The following is a 17800-nucleotide window of genomic DNA, read 5'->3' on the forward strand; positions in this document are numbered from 1 at the left end:
CTCCAAACCAAGGAAGAGCAACCTGTGCCGCTTTGGTGTTCGAACAGTAGGCCAATTTCATCAGGTGCTTATCAACTTCCCACGAGTTTGACCACGATCTGACGATCCCCAGAAATGACGATTTCGCGTGTATCAGACAGAGGTTTAAGCCACATATCCCCCGTGTTCTGCGCCTTCCCGCGCTTGCCCCAGCGCGACCAGCACTTCCAGCACTTCTTCCACGCGGTCTGTCCTGGCCCCCCGGAAGATGCGGGCCACCTGCTCGGCGTTCATAGGGCGGGCCGCTTCTCTGAGGGCTTGCCGAATCACTCGTGACTGCTCGCCCAGCTTGCGGGGGAAGGTTGGCCGCTTGGCTTCGGCAGCAGCGGCTTCTTCGGCTTCCACCAGCAACGCCTGCACCGTCGCGTTCGGGTTCTGGTACTCGGGCCGCAGGTAGCGCACCCGGTCCTGACGCTCCTCGGCCGCCCGCTCCGCGTTCAGGATGCTCAGGTGCCCCAGAATGGTCTGCTCGTCCAGCTCGGCAGGCCAGCCATAAGCGTCAGCCACTAGGGCATCCAGCTCGTCATGGTGGCCTTTCAAGGTGTCGACCAGCCCACGCTCGTGGACGTCGCGCTCCTTATCGGTCAGCGCCACGCCCGAGCGCAGCTTCTCCAGCACGTTGTACAGCTCGGTCAGCGTCAGGTCGTCGTGCAGCGCAAGCCGGGCCTTGCGGTGGTCGTCGAGGGCCTGCGCCCTTTCGCGAATGGCAGCTTTCTGCTCAGCGGTAGCTTCAGGGAAGGGAAACGTATTGAAACAACGGGTCTTGTTGTAACGCGGGTCATTCCCAACGCCCAAACGACTTCCCTGAGCCAACGCCCACACCACATGAATACGGCTGCTCAATACACCTAGGACGTAGGCGTCGTCATGGGCAATGGCCACCAGCATGTTGTCCGGCAGGATGGACTTATCCAGAAACTGAAAGGTGCGGTGCTTGCTGGTTTCCACCGTGGCGATATAGCGGGGTAGGCCAGTCAGGGCAGGTCGAAAGTCGCTCCGCGGCTCCCCGAAAATCCACCAGTTGTTGCGGTAGCTCGCCCGGTTGTTCAGGTCACGCTCCGGTTTCACCGTCAGCTTGACGTGCTGATAGATCTCGGGGAAGCTCTGCTGCACCTCTTTTTCGCTCAGGCCGAACAGGTCAATCACCATTGCCCCGCGTGAGTTGCCGTTCAGGTCACGCCCATTGCGGTACTCGCGGATATGTTCCTCCAAGCCCTTGATGCGGCCCAGACCCAGCTCTGCGGCGCGTTTTGGAGTGACGATGAAGCCTTTGCCGTGCAACTTGACGCCCGGATTGCTCAGCCCTTCCATCGCCTTCAATGCCACCGCCTTCGTCACATCCACGCCCACCGTCAGGTCAGCGTTGATGCGGCCTGTCACAGCTTCGGTCTCCACTTCAAATTCCCCGTACTCACCCACCTTCTCACTGACCACCCGCTCCAGCACCCCTTCGGCTGACCCCTTGCCGACCACGGTCATGGCAATCCGCACGTCGGCCCCGTCAGCCTCGTCCACCCAGGGATGGTCAGGCACGGCGTACAGCAGGCTCATGGTCTTGTTGTCCACGCTCTGCTCGATGACACGGCGGTTGAAGGTCTGCTTGATGCTGTTGGTCGTCACGAACCCGAAACGCCGCAGCTTGGGCAACGTCATGAGTTGGGCGGCCCGGAACCACCAGTACATGACGAAGTCGGCACTGTCCGGCACGCCAGGGTGCAGTTTGCTGATTTTGTAGGTCGAGCGCAGCGCCTTCACGTACCCGTCTCCCAGGGTTTCGCGCATCGGCCCTGCGCCGATAAAAGGCGGGTTCCCCACGATGAAGTCTGCAAACGGCCAGGGGGCCTGCGCCGTAGAGAGGTAGGTCATGTCAGGGATGCGGGCCTCCGGGTCAGGCACGTCCTGCCCGTCTGGAGTCTTGATGCGCGTCTTGCCGTCCCATCGGGTCGCCTTGTCATTGACCCGTGTACTGCTGTACAGCAGCACCGCGTCCGTGTTCCGAATGTTCTTGAATGACTTGAGAATCGGCTCGGGCGGCACGGGCCGGGCATGGCTATGGGCGTAGAGTTGCAGGTAGCCAATCCAGAGCACCAGGCTGGCAACCTTGGCAGCCCGTTCGTTGACTTCCAGGCCGAGGAAGTTCTCTGGCCCCACTTCAATCAGCTCGGCCTGTCCGCCTAGACGTTCCAGAAAGGCCACAACCTCGGCTTCCAGGTCTTTGACCAGTTCCATGCTGACGTAGAGGAAGTTCCCCGTTCCGCAGGCTGGGTCAAGCACTTTGACCTCACGGAGCGCTGCGAGAAACGCCCGCACCTTGTCCACAGCATTCTCGCGGGCCTTGCGGTGGGTTTCGGCGTCGTCCTCTTCCTCCACGCCGCGCAGGGCGTCTTCGACTTCGACTTGGACGCCCTGCCAGTCCTCACGCAGCGGCTCCAGCACCACCCGGCGCACCAGCCGCTCGACGTAGGCGCGGGGCGTGTAGTGCGCCCCCAGGCGGTGACGCTCATCTTTGTTCAGTGCCCGCTCGACCAACGTGCCGAAGATGCTGGGTTCCACTTCACTCCAGTCCATCTTTGCGGCGTCAATCAGCATCTCCAACTGCTCCGCCGTGACCGGCAGCACTTCCACGTCCTCGAACAGCCCGCCGTTGAAATGCAGAATCTGAGCCTGAAGGAAGGTGCTGTACCCGCCTTTCGCCATGTTGCTCCACAGTTCGGTCATGCTTGGCACGAAGGCGGCGGGCTTGTTCTTGATGCTCCCCAAAGCCGCCTTGAACGGCTCCTGCTTCTTTTGCGGGTCGTCGCTGAAGAGGTTCATGTCCTCGGCGAACATCGTGAAAATCATCCGCATCAGGAAGGTGCTGACCTGCTCAGGCGTAAAGCGGGGCTGCCCGTTTTCCCCCTTGGTCTTCTCCAGGCTCTTGCCGAGTTCGGCGAGCTTGGCGGCCACGTCCCGCGTGGCTTTGGCGGCCTGCCTGGACGGGTCGAGGCTCATCGGGTCCAGCCAGATGGTACGGAGGCGCTCGCGGACTTCGGGCTTGAGGAGGTCGGTCAGCGGAATGCGGTTGTTCAGCGCACTGGGAAAGGGGAGGTAATTACCGCCGGTACGGGTGAATTCGGCATACACCTCAATCATGTAACCCACGTCCACCACGAGGACGAAGGGTGGCCGACCTTCTTCAGCGGGGAGGAAGCGCACATAGGCTTCCGCTTGAGCTTTGGCCTTGACCATGCTGGTGTCGTAGCCCGCTGTGCCGCGTACCCCATGACCCTTTTTCTTGACGGGCTTTTTGGCTTTATTCCCGCCCTTTTCCTCTTTCTCGACGCCCTGCTTGGTTTCCATGACGAACGAACCCTGGCGGTAGAGGTCAATGAAGCGCGACGTGCTCTTGCCGTCCGTGAACACTTCCCTGACCTCGCGCTCGAAGACGTAACTGCCGTTGCCTGCTGCGGTCGTGACATCGGGACGTGGCACTTCAATGAGGTCACACAGCTCCGCCAGGAAGCTGACGTAGTTGGCCCGCTCGCCACCGCCCGAAGGCGACCAGCGAGCTACAAATTCTTCAGGGGTAAAAGATGATTTGGGCAAGGCAAAAGGGCAGCTCCTAATAATTTGGGCACAACAAGAAGTCGCCGCCTAGGCGGTCAAATTTCTTAAAAGTGCCTCCACCAGGAGCAACCCCACACACGGAGGTTTAGTTTCGGTAGAGCGAGAATAGAAGCTTGGTCAGGGCGCAGTGGTGAGAACGGGCAAGAGACGAGAGTAGTGCGGAAGTTCACCTCCTCCGGAAAAAGACCTTTTTCGAATGCAGAGGCAGAACTACACCGTTTCTTCGGCGGTGGGAGCCTACCTTCCTCCGTGCACCCCCGCCGCCGGATGCCCTCCAATCTCTTCCGGCAGAACGTCACTCCGCACCAGCGACTGCGCCACGCACTCCAGCGCCAGCACCAGCCCGTCGCCCAGGCCTGCCCGGAGACAGAGCGTTCCCCGATCATTCCGGTAAATCGGGTGCTCGTCGTCGTCCTGGCGTCGGCCCTGCTTGCGCCCGTCCATCCGTTCACTCTGGTCTTCAATCCAGCGGCACAGCGCCGCCCAGCCACTCGCCCCCACCTTGAGCCCGGTCAAGCTTTCCAGTTCTGCCGCGTTTGCCACCGTCACCGTGTGCCCGTCGGCGGCGTAGACGATGGTCAGGCGGGTGTAATGCTGAATCATCGTCCCGTCGCCCGGCAGCTCGCGCACGCTGAGGATGTCCCCGTGAAAGAAGCGCCCGGTGTGGTGCTTGCGCCTCGCCTTCTCCAGCAGGGCCTCGGCCGCCATCGCCGCCGCCCGGTGGGCCTGCACCTCGTCGGCCAGCGCCAGGGCCAGGTCCGCTTTTCCCCCAGCCAGCAGCCGCGCGACTTCCAGCCCCTTCTGGTAGGCCGCCGTGAGGTTCGACTCGACCTCACCGTGCAGGGCGCTACCCTTGCGGTGATCACCGCCGACCGGCCCGCCGCTGCCCACCTGCTTTTCCCCGAGGCCGATGATCTGCCGCAGCACGCGGTGGATGCCCTGGCGCTCGCGTTCCTGTTCGGTCAGCTCGGCCAGTTCCTTGTCCGAGAGAAAGTACCGGCGGTGAATGCACTTGGCGACGTTGTTGATCAGCGCCCGGCGCTCCTGCTCCAGGGCACGCGGGCTGAGGGTGCGCGTCGGCTCGGGCAGCTTTTCGCGGACCGGCTGGCCTTTCCCGCCCCGGCCCGGCAGCTCGGCCACCTTCCGCACGGCTTCCACCCCCGCCGCCGCCAGGATGGTCCGGGCCATCTCCGATTTGTCCGCCTTCGCCGCGCCTGCCGGGGCCACCATGCCCGCCAGTTGCCGGGCGCGGTGGGTGGCGTCGTCGGTGGTGATCAGGACCGGACAGGGGGCTGGTCCCACCTGCCCGCCCCGTCGCCAGTCGCTCAGGGCTTCGGCGTGGTGGTCGTCGGTCGGCGTCAGCAGCACCTGCACCAGCCGCTTCCAGGCCGGGCGGGACCGGGCGTCGAGCAGGTAGGCGGGTTCGGCGTTCGGGAGGGCGTGGCGCAACTGGCGCAGCGGCACGCGGCGCTGCGTGCCATCGGGGAACTCGACGCGGGCCGTGGGATTGAGAGCGTCCGCCTTTGCCGTCTGCACCACCTTGACGCGCTGGCCGTAGCCCGCCGTCTTCACCTTGCCGGGGACGAAGTAGGCCGCGTCGCCCGCCGTCAGCGCCAGCAGCCCGCCGGGAATGACCTTCTTTTTCTTGTAGCCCCTGAGCGCCTCTTCCTTTTCCAGCAGGGCGAACTCGCGCTGAAGCTGTTCTTTCCAGCCGGTCATGCCAGAGCCTCCAGGCGGGCGTGCAGCGTGGACAGCAGGTCGGCCCGTCTGTTCTCCAGGGCGACTTCGGCCAGCCGGGGCCGCACCGGGCCGTAGGCGGCGAGATACACGTCGAGCGCCGCTTCCCCGCAGCCGGTCAGGACGTACCCCTGTCGCAACACGACCTCGCCTTGCTTCCACTCCACCCAGCGGACGCGCCCCTCGGTGCTCAGTTGCCGCAGCAGGGCGCGCAGCTCCGGCGGCAAAGACTCGCTGTCCTCGCCCCACCACAGGCCGGAGGCGCGCAGGGCGTCATACGGGCTGCGAGGTTCACCGGAAAAGGCACTGAGCAGGCGGTAGATGTCGGGGCGCTGTGTCATGGGGAAACCTCGTCTGGGACAAGAAGGGAAAGGGCGCGGGCGGCCAGGAGCACCTGCTCGAGCGTCCAGGCCACCGTGATCGGCAGCCCGGCGCGGCGCAGTTCCTCGTGGCGTTCGAGTTGGGCGGGACTGGGCCTGTTGCCCGGCTGCTTGAGTTCCAGCCACAGCAGCAGGCCGGGGGCGCGGAAGGCGAAGAGGTCAGGAATCCCTTTGGTGGCCCACACGCTCCCGCCGCGCTGTGAGCCTCGGTACATCTGCCAGACCGTCCAGCCCCGCTCGACGAGGGCGCGGACGACGGCGTCCTGAAAGTCGGCTTCGCTGGCGTAGCCGTTGGTGGCCGAAGCGGGCAAGCCCGCCGACGGCGCGGGGGCCGGGGCGGGAGCAGGCGGCTCGGGAAAGAGGTGGGGGTGGCGGCGGCGGTACTCACGCAGCTCGCTCTCGGACATGCGGGTCAATCGGGCTGCACCTCCACCGCGTCGAAGGCCAGCAGGCGCACCGCCCGCGTGTTGAGCCACCAGCGCCACCAGGGCCGCAGGGTCACCACGCTGCGCCGAACGTAGGTGTGGCGGCGCAGCAGGTGGCCGACCTCCATCTCCTCAGCGGCCCGTACGCCCATGCCCCGGTACATGCCGCGCAGCACCTTGCCGTCGTCGCCAAACGGAAGCAGCACCTCGGCCCGCTCCTCGAGTTCGCTCAGGCTCACGACGGCGCCCAGGCTGCTGATGGTCTGGGCGGCCTTGCGGCGGTCATTCCTGGTCATCAGTCCTCACCTCGCCTTCCCACGCCACCCGCGCGGCGCGAATCGCGTCCCAGAAGGTCTTGCCCTTCGGCCCTTGCCTCATCTCGCCGGTGTCGCTGTCGGTCAGCTCGACCCAGTAGCCGGCGGCGTCGAAGTGAACCGACCCGCTCAGCCCCATCTGCTGAAAGCCCGAAAGCCAGTCGAGGGGCTTCACGTCGTCGGTCCCCTGGTAAGTGCGCCGGTCCGCCGCGCCGCGCTGCACTGCCTTGCTCACGGCCTCGACGCGGCGCTCCGGGGGAATCTGGCTGAGCGGCACCGGCTGCTGCGTGTCCGGGTGCTCGATGTGCGCTCCGGCGACGAGGTCACGCACCACCTCGGCGGTGGCCTGCACGTCGGCGCTGCTGGGCCGGTCCTTGCCGGTCACGCCCCGCGTCACGTCGAGGACCAGGGCGTAGTCGTCGGGCACCACACCCCCCAGGGCGCGGGTGATGCGCTCGGGGGGAAGCTGCAGGCCGCGCTGCTCGAACTCGCCTGCGGTCGCCGCGTAGTCGATCAGCTGGTAGGCCCGCTGGCGGCTCATGCCGAAGCGCTGCTCGGCGTAGGTCTGGAAGCTGTCGTGGCTTTCGCGGTACAGGCGGCTGTCACGAATTTCGGTCAGCGCCCGGCCTGCCAGGACTGCCGCCGACGCGCCGACCATGACCTGCTCCTCCAGTTCGGTCAGCCGTGCTTTTTCCTCGGGGGCGAGGAGTTGCAGGACGTGCTGGGCGGTCATGGCCGCTCCAGTTGCTGGCTCAGGCGCACGTTCTCCGCCCGCTGCTGGGCCGAAAGCGGGGCTGGGTCATCGCTTCGCTGGAACTCCTGAAAGGCCCGGAGGAGCTGCACGCCCTGCGCCGTCGCCGCCATCTCGTACAGCTCGGGCGGCAGGCGGCCAGCGGCCACGAACAGGGCGTCACGGTCCACGCCGTACAGGTCGGCCAGCAGGGAGATCACGCGGTTGCTCGGGGGCCGCTCCTGCCCGGTTTCTATGCGGCTGAGGTAGGTGTGGTGGACCTTCAGCACCTCAGCCACGTCGTAGAGCTTCAGCCCTGCGGCTTGCCGGGTCTGCCGCAGAATCCGCCCGAACTCGGGTTGCCCGCTCACGCCTCGTCCTCGCGCCCGATCCAGGGCAACTGCTCCGGCGTGAGCTGCGCGGCCGCCCGAATCAGCCGCAGCGTGGCGCGAGCGTCGTCGAGGGCGCTGTGGGCTTTCAGGTCGCTGGTGTCCACGCCGCGCTCGGCGCAGGCGGCAGAGAGCCGTGCCCAGCGGTAGGAGCCGTGCCACGCGTTCCACTCGCCGTGCAGCGGGGCGTAGGCCTCCATGACGCAGCCGTCACGCTGCATGGGGGGAATCAGGGCGTTCCAGGCCTGGAGCAGCTCGCTGGGGCCGCCGTCGCCCTGGTACCACCCCGGCAGGGCCGCGTTCAGGCTGTCCGCGATGCGGTTGAAGTCGAAGGCGCCGTTGTAGACGACCACGCGGTGGGTTTGCAGCAGTTTCCAGAGGCGCGGCCACACCTGATCGAAGGTCGGGCAGTCCTTCAGGTCCTCGTTGGTGATGCCGTGAATGGCCGTTGCCCCGGCAGGCACCGGGAAGGTGGGCCGGACGCGCTGGTTCATCAGCGGGCGCCCCTCAAGGTCCACCATGCCGATTTCGATGACCTGCTCACCGGGGCCAAGGCCCGTCGTCTCGGTGTCCAGCACGGCGAGGCGGGGGTCAGTCGCCCAGTCGAGGAAGCGGTCGATCACGGCCTGGGCCTGCTGCTCGGGCGTGGGGAGGGCGAGGGCTTCCTGGTCGAGGGCAATATCGTCGGGTCGGGTCATCGGTGGCCGCCTTTCAGCGCGTCGAGCTGCGCCAGAACGTCAGAGAGTTGGGGCTGAGGGATTTTCTTGAAGCCGAGGTCGCCGGGCATGTCCACCGGGGTGAGCAATACCCGCACGTCGCCCAGCACCAGGGCGAAGCCGCCGAAGTACCACGCCTCCTGTCCTGCCGGGCATTCGTCGCCGGGGAACAGCAGGCCGGTGATCTTCACGACACTGGTCAGGGCCTTGTCCGGCACGTCGCGCCGGGCGTACCAGACGCCGGTGGCGCTTTCGACGTACCGGGCGTCGTCCACGCTGTAGCTGCCGCTGCTGTGCAGGGCGATGTCCTGCCCGACGCGGCGCTCGGCCTGCCGGACAAGGTGCGGATGCGGCAGCCAGCGTGGGCGGTTCTCCACGCGCTTGCCGTGCCGCTCCACGGCTGCCGTCCAGGGGCGGGACAGCGAGAGGAAGTCGGTGAGGCTCATGCGCTCACCCGCTTCTCGTCCTTGTCGTCGTCCTGGGGCGGGAACAGCGGGCGCTCAGGCTCGACGATCTCCACCTCGAACACCAGTTCCACCGTGCGCGGGTCAGCGGGGTTGAACAGCAGCTCGGCGCGGTCGCTGGCGTCGAACTGCCGCTCCATCACCGCCACCACCTTGAAATCTTTGGTCTTGCTGCCCTTGCTGGTCAGTTTCCACGTCCGGCGGTCGCCGTCGCTGTAGACCTTCAGCTTGAAGGTGATTTCCTGGCGGCCATCGTCCTTCCGGGCCAGGCGGTGGGCCTTCTGGAGAAACTTCAGGTCGGTGCCGCTGGGCAGTTCGAGGTGCAGCGTGGTGAAGGGGTAGCCGTCCCTGTCGTATTCGTGCTTGAGGGCGTCCAGCTTCACGGTCATGGTCTCTTTCATGGCGCACTTCTTTGGGAAACGGGGGCCAGCGCGGGCCAGCCCCCGGTGAGAGGGCTTAGTAGCTGGTGTGTTTCATCTGTTCGCGGGCGGCTTCTATGTCGCCCCCGAACTCAGTGAGGAAGTAGTGGTAAATCCCGTGCCAGCGCAGGCAGCGGCGGCAGTGAGGTTCGTTCTCAGGGTTGTCAGGGGTGGCGATCACGCTGTTGTCGCGCAGGTGTAGGGAGCAGTGAGTACGCTTGCCGTCCGCGGTGAAATGAAGCTGACCGTGGGGGTGAATTCGGACGAACGTCCACTCCATCACCACTCACCCCCGAACAGCGGTCCGAACTCCGCCCCGAAAGGCGCAGCGGGTTGAGGTTTTTCCGGCTTCGGGGCAGCTTCCGGCACGTCCGGCTTCTCGCCCGCGAGCAGCGCCCGGAACGCCTCGACCAGCTGCACGAGGCGGGACTCCTCGGCCTGGGTGGGCTGCTCGGGCAGGGGCCGGGCCTGATGCCAGAAATGGTTGTTCCAGGTCCAGCGGGTCTCCAGGCTCAGCGTGTTTCCGCAGATGACCTGCGCGGGAATCCCCCAGAGCGTGGTGTTCACGAACGTCGCGTAGCAGCTCAAGGCGCTGAGGTCCTGCGCGACCCAGCGCATGTGGATGGGACTGACGCCGCCACTCACCAGCACCTCGGCGAAGGCCAGAATCATGCCGCCCGACCCGCAGGCAGGCTCATTGCAGGTCAGGATTTCTCCCGGCGTCATAACCTCGCGGGGGTCGTCTCCGAGGTGCATCTTCGCCAGCAGGTAACAGAGCGAGTGCGGGGTAAAGAACTCCCCACGCGCGTCCCGGTCGAGCTTGTGGGCAATCGCCATGTACGTCGGCCCCAGCAGGTCACGGAAGGGGCGGTCCTCCATATCGAGTTGCAGCTGACCGAAGGCCCGGACAATCACGTCCAGGTCTTCGCGTCTGACGCCCCGGATGGTGTCGAGGTAAAGCTCCTCCTGCTGCCCGGCAGTCAGGGCGCAGGCCCCGCAGGTCACCAGAATCCGGAAGGCTTCGGAGAGGCCCAGGTGCTTGACCTCCTCCAGAATCCGCATGAAGGGCAGGCGCAGCGGGTCAGCCATCCAGCCGCCGTCAAGCTCGGCCTGGGCTTTTTGCCGCTGCATGTTGCGAAGAAGGCGACTCACAGCCCGGCCCCTTTCAGGACTTCGCTTGCACGCGGGATTTTCCCCTCAGCGTCGAGCTTGTTCAGGCCGCGCAGCTCATCACGCGCCAGCGCTGCCAGCTTCTCGTCCTTGTGGCGCAGGGCTGCCGCAGACACCACGCCGTGCGCTCGGTGCAGCCTGACCAGGGCCGTAATGTGCTCGCGGCGCAGGGCAGCGTAGGCGCTGGAGAGGGCATCGAACTTCTGGCTTTCCCGCGTCAATTGACGAATGAGGATCTGGACGCCATGTGCCAGCAGTTCCCCTTCGTCCACCGTAACTTCCAAGCCCTGCTGCTGGCGGTCTACGTTGATGTTGATGATGTCGAGTCCCAGGGAATCCAGCAGGTCCCAAAGGGCCTTCGTGTCCACCCCGCTCACAGCCCCGCCTCCCGGCGAATGCGCTCCAGCGTGTCCTGTACCCGGTTGCGCTCAACCTCGGCCCGCTCGGACGGCCCATTGAAGACCACCCAGGCGCAGGCGTGTTCGATGCGGTCAAAGGCCCGCTCACCCATCGCCGCCTGCAACTCGCTCTTGCTGAGGTTGGCCGTGATGATGGTCGGCTTGCGGCGGTTGTAGCGGGCACCGATGACACGGGTGAACAGCTTGCGCTCCAGGTCTCCCGCCGCCGAAGCCGCCGCGCCCACGTCGTCAAGCACCAGCAGGTCAGGCGTCGTCAGGGCCGTGACGTGTTCGGCCTGGGTTCTGACCCGGCGGGTGTAGTCGCTTTGCACCTCGTCCACCCACTCGGCCCAGTCGGTCACCAGGGCGCTGTATCCGGCTTCAATCGCATCTTTGGCGAGCAGCACCCCGGCCTGGGTCTTGCCCCGGCCCCGCTCGCCCACCATGGCGACGCTCAAGCAGTCGCGCATCACGTCGCGGATGCTTCGGCCCAGGGCGCGAACCAGCCGCCAGCTTTCGTGCCGGAGGCGCACGTCCTCCCAGGTCAGGTGGTACAGGCTGCCCTCCACCCCGGCGCGGGCGTACTGCTCGGCCAGCTTCAGGGTCTGGGCCTGCGCCGCGCAGCGCGGGCAGCGCCGGGCACCCTCGGGGGAGTCCACCCAGCCGTCAAAGCACTCCGGGTCACCGCACTCCGAAGCGGGAGCGGGAACGGCGACTTCGGAGCGTGGGACCATCGCCAGAAACTTCTCAGCGGGCGAGGTGGGGGCCGTCACTGCGTCCAGGGCGTCGGCGGTCTGCTCCGTGAGGTCGGGCAGCGGCAAGGGGCCAGGGTTCAGGGCGAGGTCATTGGCGCGGGCCTGCTTCAGCTGGGCCTGGGCGAAGGGGAGAATCTCGGCAAAATCCGGCTCAAACGTGGTCATGCCAGCCAGTCCTTTTCGGCAGCGTCGGTGCCGTTCGCGTGGTTGTTTTTTGTGATCTCGGTGTCCAGCAGGGCGCACAGGTCGCCCCGGTAGCGGTTGCCGCGCTTGTCGAACGCCTGCTGACGCAGTTCGTGGATGCGTTCAGTGCTCAGCGACTGCCAGCCGCGTTCGCCCTGGCGTGCAACGCGCTCGGCGATGAGCTTGTCGGCGCTCCAGGGCGAGAGGGCCTGGCGCAGCGCGTCCAGCGGCGCGGCGGCGGGCGGAACATCTTCAGTGCTCGGGGCGTCGGTTTCACCAGCGTTCGAGGGGCCTTGGGGAACCTGGACAGGAGCCTGAGTCGAGGGGGCCGTTTCGGGAGCGGGAATCTTCCCTTCAAACACCTCAGTCTCGACATAGACGACGTCTTGTCTTTCTTGTCTTTCCTGTCTTTCATTGTCTTTAGACGCCGAAATCTGCCCTTCAGGACGGTCAAAAACAGGTGTCGTCGGTCTACTACGTTGACCATCTGGGTCTACTTCGTTGACCGTTTGGGTCAACCTAGTAGACCGTTTGGGTCCACTTCGTTGACCTTTGGGTTTTGCGATGGGTCCACTAAGTTGACCGTCAGAGTCCACCAAGTTGACCGTTTTGGGTCTACTAAGTTGACCTTCCTGGGGCACGATGACGTCTTTGACCGAGAGGCCGTAGTACACCTCTTTGCCCACTTTGACCGTCCGAATGGTGCCGCGCTGACGACCAGCCTCAACGCCATTGAGAACGCCCTGCTTCGACATTCCCGTTTCATTCATCAGGTTCTGCAGCGAGAGGGCCGCAGCGTGGCCGCCGAGGTTCCAGCCGAAGGTTTCCCGGACAATAACCAGCGTGACGCGCAGCTCCGCTTCCTTCATCAGCTTCTGAAGGGCGAAAAGCTCATTGGGGGTCTGGGTGTAATTGGGAGGGCTGAAGCTCACAATAACCCCCTCTCCACGGCGTCCTCAATCTCGGCGCGCCAGTAGTAAGTCACGCCTTGGAAAACGACTGGCTCAAGTACCCCGTCGTCGGTCAATTTCCGCAACAGAAAGCGGGAAACCTTCTTGCGTTTCAGCGAGTAGGCCGAGATAAGCAGAAGTGTGGTGGGCAGAGCCAAGTTGTATCCAGGCCGAAAACGCAGAATGTAGAGGGCCTCAAGCGTGTTCAGATCATCTGTCGGTGTGGCAGGAAGGACGGCATAGCTGTCAAAGTCTTTGTCCGCCAAGTGCATACGCACTCTGTTGTGACAATTGATGGATTGCCCGACGTACACGATCTGCCGCTGAGCAAGCAGGAAATAAATTCCACGCACAACGGGGTAGTCGAACGGAATGGTATTGCGGAGGATCTCTTGGTGGCTGACGAGTCGTGTCACGCGGCCACCGTCCTCGGCACCCAGCGCCCGCCCACCGCCATGCAGCGGCACTGGGGAGAGAGCAGCGGCACCGGCACCCCGGCGTGCCCCATGACGGCCCAGGTCTTCTTGATCTCGCTCCAGAGACCGTCATGTGCCTCCCAGCCGAGCGTGCAGGCGATCAGGCCGTACTCGTCCCCCTGCCCGTGTCGGCACAGCCCGCAGACTTCACCACGCAGCTCACTTCCCTCCCGCGCTTCCCGCACAGCAACAGGGGCCGCAGCGGGCGCAAGGACAGGAACAAGTGGCGTCGAGATCTGCGGCCCTTCGGTGAGCAGGAATGCCTCGTCGGATTCCTGGCACTTCCAGAGGCGGTACTTCGGATTCTGGAAGCCAGCGTCACGCGCGATGACTTCGCACTCCTTGCGGCTGGGCAGGCGTTCACCGTCGCGCCAGAGAATGACCTGGCGCTTCTCGCCGCGCAGCGCCACCTTGACGTGCAGGCCGCTCATCAGCTTCCGGTGGACGGCGGCTTTGCGCTCGACACTGGCCGTGAACATCTCTTCCAGCAGCCGGGGCAACATCGGGTCGGACTGGCGTTTAGTCCGCGGCATCAGCAGCCACCTCCTCGGCGACGCTGACCAGCGGCAACACGTTCACGCGGGCGAACGGCCCGAACAGCGCCAGGGCCGCCGCGTTGTACGCGATGGCCGCGAGGACCGGATGCGGGAACAGCCCCAGGTAGAGCTGCGCCCCGTCTTTGGTGATGGTCGCCCGCCACTGGCCTTTCCAGCGGGTGACGCCCTTGTAGCCGCTGCGGTTGTTCTTGTGCCGGGCGCGGTTGAAGGAGTTTTCCTGCTGGGTGCAGGCCCGCAGGTTGCTCCGGCGGTTGTCGAGCTTGTCGCCGCTGACGTGATCGCGGTAACGCTGACCGCGCTCGTCGGTCAGAAGCTGGTGCATGTCGCGCACCCGGCCCGCCGTGCCCGCTTCCGGAATCCGGGTGCGGGGGTAGCCGTTCTTGCTCAGGTGCCAGCGGTACTGGGAAAGGAAGGCCACGTCGGCGTCGTCGCACAGGGCGACCTTCCCTTCCCCCCGCTTGCCGTGCAGGGGAAGCTCAGCCATCAGGCCACCGCCCTCGCGCCGCCGCTCCACTGCGTAAACAGCGCCGCCGAATCCGGGGCGGTGAGCCGCGCCAGGACGCGCTGCGCCTCGGCCTCGGTCAGCTGCTGGGTGGAGGTGAGGACTTCTTCCCGCTCGGCCAGCCACGTCACGAAGCCCAGTCGACTGGCGCGGTCAAGGTTCCAGCGGCGGGTGACGTGCTGCGCGAGGCGCTGCTTGGTCGCCTTGCTCACGCCGCCGCTGGCCGGATCAGTAAGGGCAGGCGACACTGAGTCGCCCTCCGATTCGGCTTCCCGGCCCGACGCCTCCAGGCGCGGCGGGTGGATGGCGCCCAGCGCGGCCTTGAGGTGCTTGTAGACCTCGCGCTGAGCGTCCACGTCTTCGGGCAGTTCGTGGCGCAGTTGCTCGATGGCCTGACACAGGTGGGCGCCGCCCGCGCTGCGCTCGTGGTCGGGCCGCGCCCAGTCGGGCAGGGCCGGGACCTGTCGGGGCTGGCGCTTGTGCTCGTCCCACTCCACCCACTGCTTCGGCAGGTCGTAGAGGTAGCGCCCGATGCCGAAGTGGACCGCGCAGCGCTTCAGGGCGTCACTGCACGCCGCCTTGTACGAGTTCCCGGCGTCGCTGCTGGGGTCCCCCTCGCCGAAGTCGGTGCGCGAGACGCCGAGGACCGTCAGCGTGCCGCGCACGGTGGGCACCTTGGCGCCGGGCACTTCGGCGGCGTCAAAGCTCCAGTTGTCGGGGCAGATGGCGTCGAGCTTGTCCATGACGGCGCGGGCGTCGACGAAGGGCATCATCAGCGCGCGGGTCTTTTCTTTGTTCATCGCGCCGGGCTTCCACGTCACGACGTGGGCGGGAAACGGCGATTCCAGACGCTTCTTGATGTCACTCAGCTTCACGGCGATCCTCCACCTGACGGGGCACCTGCCACAGCGCGTACACGAGGGCCGCTCCGAGCAGGAACACGACGACGACCAGGGCGGCGCTCACCGGCGACCCCCGAGGGCTTCTTCCAACTGCCAGTCGGCCAGCCCGGTCTGGGTCGCCTCGAAGCGGCTCAGTTTTTCGATCAGGCCGCCGGGGGCGTTCTCCCAGGCATCCCAGCGGGCGTTGCCTTCGCGGAAGACGCGAACGTGCTCACTGAACAGCAGGCTCCCCAGCTCGCGGGCGCGGTCATGCTCCGCCGCGAGGTGGGCCTTCTCGCTGACGCCTTCAGGCCGGGGCTGCGGGGCGATGAGGTGGTCGATCAGGGCACCGAGGGGCAGCGGCTCGCCGGGCTGCCGGGCCAGCTCGAGCAGGTGCGCCGCCTGACGGATCAGCTCGTCACGGGTCATGCGGCCACCGCCTTCAGGACGCCGCGCCACTGCGGCAGCTCGTCGGCCAGCCTGACGCGGCTGTGCCGGGAGACGCCCCGGTAAAACCAGTTGCCGACCTTCGGGGTGTGCGGGAAGTTGATCGGTGCCAACCAGAGGTGGACACCGTGCCGCTCCTGAATCTCGGCGAGGGTCTGGTCCAGCTCGCCTTCCTCACAGATGAACATGCGGCTGACCTTCTGGTTGCCCGCCGGGGTGCGGGTGATCCAGCCGGGCGTGACAAAAATCCGCAGCCAGCCGGGGCAGGCGCAGTCGGGCGCGGCCCAGGCGCGGTGGCGGAACATGCGGCGCTTGCCGAGCTTGCTGGTGAGGGCCAGCGGGTAGGCGTCCTTCTCGAACGCATTGACCACCGTTTCCAGCACCGTCTTAAGCGGCGGGGGGGTGGTCACGAGGGTGGGTCTTGCGGTACAGTTCATTCGATCTCCTCTCCCCCGCTGAGCCGTTGCACCGGCTGTGAAGCGGGGGATGTGTTTTTTTTCAGGCCGCCGTGTCCGGTTCGGCCTGCTCTTGACGCGCCTGAAGCGCGGGCGGAGTGGGATTGGGAGTTTCCGGCTCGTCTCCGGTCACCCCTGCAATCAAGTCCCAGAGACGACGACGGCGCTGGGGATCGGGCATGTACGTGACCAACACGGTTGCGGGGGCAAGCGGGGGGTTCATGCGGTGGAATCCTCCTGGGCGGGAGTACGGCGCTTATCGAAATAGTGATAAGCCTCAGCAAAAAAAGACTCCCCGAAGGCACGGGCCAAAGCACGAACCGTGCTGATTCGAGGATCCTTGACCTGCCCTTGCTCTATGGCAGAGATGGCACGGGTACTGAGTGCGGCTTTTTCGGCCAACTCTTCCTGTGACCACCCCTGGGCACTGCGTTCTTGGGCCACAAATTGCCCAAACGTCATATCGGTCATGCCTTACTCTACCATAATAATGGCAGAAGGCAAGAACTCTGACCATTATTTCGTTTGGATATCGGGAACGGATTAACTACCATGCGCGTAGTACCACCATCATGGTTATGGCTATCCCGATGACTAGACCTCCCACCCCTCTAAGGAAGAGAAAGCCGGAATGGGCGCTTGCAATCGAACTGCGCCGCACCCAGCTTCAGCTCTCGCAGGAGGTCGTCGCTGAGCGGGCTGAGATGTCGCAGTCCTATTACTCGGACATCGAGCGCGGCTCTAAAGAGCTGATGGGGCTGACTCTTGGCAAGCTGCTTGGACTCGCCCGCGCCCTCGACTGGACCCTGCTCGACATGCAGCGGGCCACCGGCGTGGACTTTGGCCTGGCTGAACTGGAGCTGGTGGGAGAAGGCAGCGCCGATGTCTACCCGCTCGACGCGGCCCTGGACCCCTCGCGCCCCGGCGCCCCAGTGGACCATGACGCGGTGGCCCCAGGCATCGTGCGCCCGCTGCTGCTGCGGGCCGACACCGAGGAAATGCAGGGCACCACGCGGGCCAGCATTCGCCCCGGCAGCATCCTGCACGTTGACCTCAACGACACCGAACTGGACGAGGGGCGCGTGTACGTCATCACCGACGAGGACGGCCCCCATGTTCGTCTCTACACCGTGACCCGGCTGGGCGCTGTGTTCCGCGCCGAGAACCGCATTTTCGAGGACATACCCGCCGACGAAGCCCGCGTGGTGGGCCGAGTGGTATCCGTCGCCAGCGACTACGACCCCAACCTGAACTGAGAGACGACCATGTTCCAGACCTACTTCCTGAGAAAACGTCCCCTCCCCCGCACCGCGCCCATCTGCGGGTATGTCAGCGCGGGGCGACCTCTGGAGGCCGAACCGTTCCTGGCGCGTCGGCGCATGCCGATTCCGGTGCAGTTGCGGCGGTTCGGCATGGCGGTGTTCCGGGTGACGGGCGACAGCATGACCCGGGAGGACGGCAGCGGTCTGGTGGACGGCGGCTGGGTACTGGTGGACACGCGGGACCCCCTGACCCACGACGGGCACCTGGGAGCGTTCCAGTTGGACGACGGCACGATGGTCACCAAGCGCTACGGGTTGCACAAGGGGCGGCCCTCGATGCACAGCGACAACCCGGCGTATGAGCCGCTGCCGCTCTCAGCAGGCATTCGGCGCCTGGGGCGGGTCTATGCCTACAGCACCGATGGTCGGACGTGGGAGAAGGTCGGCTGGAAAGGGTGGAACTGAGGGAGGTGCCCTAGGCGGGATTCAAAAAGGCATATTTTTTTGCCCTGTTTTTTGACGGATTTTCAGTACTGGACGCAGGT

Annotated in this window: 24 protein-coding genes; 2 read left to right on the forward strand and 22 right to left on the reverse strand. The window is 65.6% G+C overall.

The genetic code is table 11. The annotated features are described in order from the left end of the window. Window positions 1–144: 144 nt before the first annotated feature. From G6R31_RS05085 to G6R31_RS05190, 22 genes are all read right to left on the reverse strand, one after another. Window positions 145–3624: a class I SAM-dependent DNA methyltransferase gene (locus G6R31_RS05085; protein WP_025566563.1), complete on the reverse strand. Its 3480-nt coding sequence runs from the start codon at window positions 3622–3624 to the stop codon at window positions 145–147. Between the two features lie 258 nt (window positions 3625–3882). Next, window positions 3883–5364 (reverse strand): hypothetical protein, encoded by a 1482-nt coding sequence (locus tag G6R31_RS05090; RefSeq protein ID WP_017869215.1) that lies wholly within the window; start codon window positions 5362–5364, stop codon window positions 3883–3885. After that, the gene (locus tag G6R31_RS05095; RefSeq protein WP_017869216.1) at window positions 5361–5723 is read right to left on the reverse strand and encodes a hypothetical protein; all 363 of its coding nucleotides are present in this window, start codon (window positions 5721–5723) and stop codon (window positions 5361–5363) included. The genes G6R31_RS05090 and G6R31_RS05095 overlap by 4 nt, the downstream gene beginning before the upstream one ends. After that, the gene (locus tag G6R31_RS05100; protein ID WP_017869217.1) at window positions 5720–6169 is read right to left on the reverse strand and encodes a PDDEXK family nuclease; all 450 of its coding nucleotides are present in this window, start codon (window positions 6167–6169) and stop codon (window positions 5720–5722) included. The genes G6R31_RS05095 and G6R31_RS05100 overlap by 4 nt, the downstream gene beginning before the upstream one ends. Before the next feature lie 5 nt (window positions 6170–6174). After that, the gene (locus tag G6R31_RS05105; protein ID WP_017869218.1) at window positions 6175–6483 is read right to left on the reverse strand and encodes a hypothetical protein; all 309 of its coding nucleotides are present in this window, start codon (window positions 6481–6483) and stop codon (window positions 6175–6177) included. Then, the gene (locus G6R31_RS05110; RefSeq protein WP_017869219.1) at window positions 6470–7234 is read right to left on the reverse strand and encodes a hypothetical protein; all 765 of its coding nucleotides are present in this window, start codon (window positions 7232–7234) and stop codon (window positions 6470–6472) included. Before G6R31_RS05110 ends, G6R31_RS05105 begins: the two co-directional genes overlap by 14 nt. Then, window positions 7231–7602, reverse strand: coding sequence for a helix-turn-helix domain-containing protein (locus tag G6R31_RS05115; protein WP_017869220.1), 372 nt, complete (start codon window positions 7600–7602; stop codon window positions 7231–7233). Before G6R31_RS05115 ends, G6R31_RS05110 begins: the two co-directional genes overlap by 4 nt. Beyond that, window positions 7599–8318 (reverse strand): 3'-5' exonuclease, encoded by a 720-nt coding sequence (locus tag G6R31_RS05120; RefSeq protein WP_017869221.1) that lies wholly within the window; start codon window positions 8316–8318, stop codon window positions 7599–7601. Before G6R31_RS05120 ends, G6R31_RS05115 begins: the two co-directional genes overlap by 4 nt. Next, window positions 8315–8782 (reverse strand): hypothetical protein, encoded by a 468-nt coding sequence (locus G6R31_RS05125; RefSeq protein ID WP_017869222.1) that lies wholly within the window; start codon window positions 8780–8782, stop codon window positions 8315–8317. Before G6R31_RS05125 ends, G6R31_RS05120 begins: the two co-directional genes overlap by 4 nt. Further along, entirely contained in the window at window positions 8779–9201 is a 423-nt protein-coding gene (locus G6R31_RS05130; protein ID WP_017869223.1) for a hypothetical protein, read from the reverse strand. The genes G6R31_RS05125 and G6R31_RS05130 overlap by 4 nt, the downstream gene beginning before the upstream one ends. 55 nt (window positions 9202–9256) lie before the next feature. Then, entirely contained in the window at window positions 9257–9499 is a 243-nt protein-coding gene (locus tag G6R31_RS05135; protein WP_017869224.1) for a hypothetical protein, read from the reverse strand. Then, window positions 9499–10371 (reverse strand): N-6 DNA methylase, encoded by an 873-nt coding sequence (locus tag G6R31_RS05140; RefSeq protein WP_152423437.1) that lies wholly within the window; start codon window positions 10369–10371, stop codon window positions 9499–9501. Before G6R31_RS05140 ends, G6R31_RS05135 begins: the two co-directional genes overlap by 1 nt. Further along, complete coding sequence (locus tag G6R31_RS05145; protein ID WP_017869226.1) at window positions 10368–10766, reverse strand: hypothetical protein; 399 nt, start codon at window positions 10764–10766, stop codon at window positions 10368–10370. Before G6R31_RS05145 ends, G6R31_RS05140 begins: the two co-directional genes overlap by 4 nt. Then, window positions 10763–11707: an ATP-binding protein gene (locus tag G6R31_RS05150; RefSeq protein ID WP_017869227.1), complete on the reverse strand. Its 945-nt coding sequence runs from the start codon at window positions 11705–11707 to the stop codon at window positions 10763–10765. The genes G6R31_RS05145 and G6R31_RS05150 overlap by 4 nt, the downstream gene beginning before the upstream one ends. Further along, the gene (locus G6R31_RS05155) at window positions 11704–12657 is read right to left on the reverse strand and encodes a hypothetical protein (protein ID WP_152423438.1); all 954 of its coding nucleotides are present in this window, start codon (window positions 12655–12657) and stop codon (window positions 11704–11706) included. The genes G6R31_RS05150 and G6R31_RS05155 overlap by 4 nt, the downstream gene beginning before the upstream one ends. Next, entirely contained in the window at window positions 12654–13091 is a 438-nt protein-coding gene (locus tag G6R31_RS05160) for a GIY-YIG nuclease family protein (RefSeq protein ID WP_017869229.1), read from the reverse strand. The genes G6R31_RS05155 and G6R31_RS05160 overlap by 4 nt, the downstream gene beginning before the upstream one ends. Next, window positions 13088–13684: a hypothetical protein gene (locus G6R31_RS05165; protein WP_017869230.1), complete on the reverse strand. Its 597-nt coding sequence runs from the start codon at window positions 13682–13684 to the stop codon at window positions 13088–13090. Before G6R31_RS05165 ends, G6R31_RS05160 begins: the two co-directional genes overlap by 4 nt. Further along, a complete protein-coding gene (locus G6R31_RS05170; RefSeq protein ID WP_152423439.1) occupies window positions 13671–14192 on the reverse strand; it encodes an HNH endonuclease in 522 nt (173 codons plus the stop codon). Before G6R31_RS05170 ends, G6R31_RS05165 begins: the two co-directional genes overlap by 14 nt. Further along, the gene (locus G6R31_RS17150) at window positions 14192–15085 is read right to left on the reverse strand and encodes a Rad52/Rad22 family DNA repair protein (RefSeq protein WP_017869232.1); all 894 of its coding nucleotides are present in this window, start codon (window positions 15083–15085) and stop codon (window positions 14192–14194) included. Before G6R31_RS17150 ends, G6R31_RS05170 begins: the two co-directional genes overlap by 1 nt. An 87-nt stretch (window positions 15086–15172) precedes the next feature. Further along, window positions 15173–15520, reverse strand: a complete 348-nt coding sequence (locus G6R31_RS05180) for a hypothetical protein (RefSeq protein WP_017869234.1) — start codon at window positions 15518–15520, stop codon at window positions 15173–15175. Next, window positions 15517–15975 (reverse strand): hypothetical protein, encoded by a 459-nt coding sequence (locus G6R31_RS05185; protein WP_152423440.1) that lies wholly within the window; start codon window positions 15973–15975, stop codon window positions 15517–15519. The genes G6R31_RS05180 and G6R31_RS05185 overlap by 4 nt, the downstream gene beginning before the upstream one ends. Before the next feature lie 237 nt (window positions 15976–16212). Next, on the reverse strand, window positions 16213–16464 hold the full coding sequence (locus G6R31_RS05190) for a helix-turn-helix domain-containing protein (RefSeq protein WP_040383957.1): 252 nt from the start codon (window positions 16462–16464) through the stop codon (window positions 16213–16215). Between the two features lie 119 nt (window positions 16465–16583). On the opposite strand from G6R31_RS05190, the gene G6R31_RS05195 reads away from it, so the two are divergent. Next, entirely contained in the window at window positions 16584–17249 is a 666-nt protein-coding gene (locus G6R31_RS05195; RefSeq protein WP_161617816.1) for an XRE family transcriptional regulator, read from the forward strand. Between the two features lie 9 nt (window positions 17250–17258). Then, window positions 17259–17720, forward strand: a complete 462-nt coding sequence (locus G6R31_RS05200; RefSeq protein ID WP_017869238.1) for a LexA family protein — start codon at window positions 17259–17261, stop codon at window positions 17718–17720. The last annotated feature ends 80 nt before the right edge of the window (window positions 17721–17800 follow it).

The sequence above is a fragment of the Deinococcus wulumuqiensis R12 genome, from assembly GCF_011067105.1.
GTDB lineage: Bacteria > Deinococcota > Deinococci > Deinococcales > Deinococcaceae > Deinococcus > Deinococcus wulumuqiensis.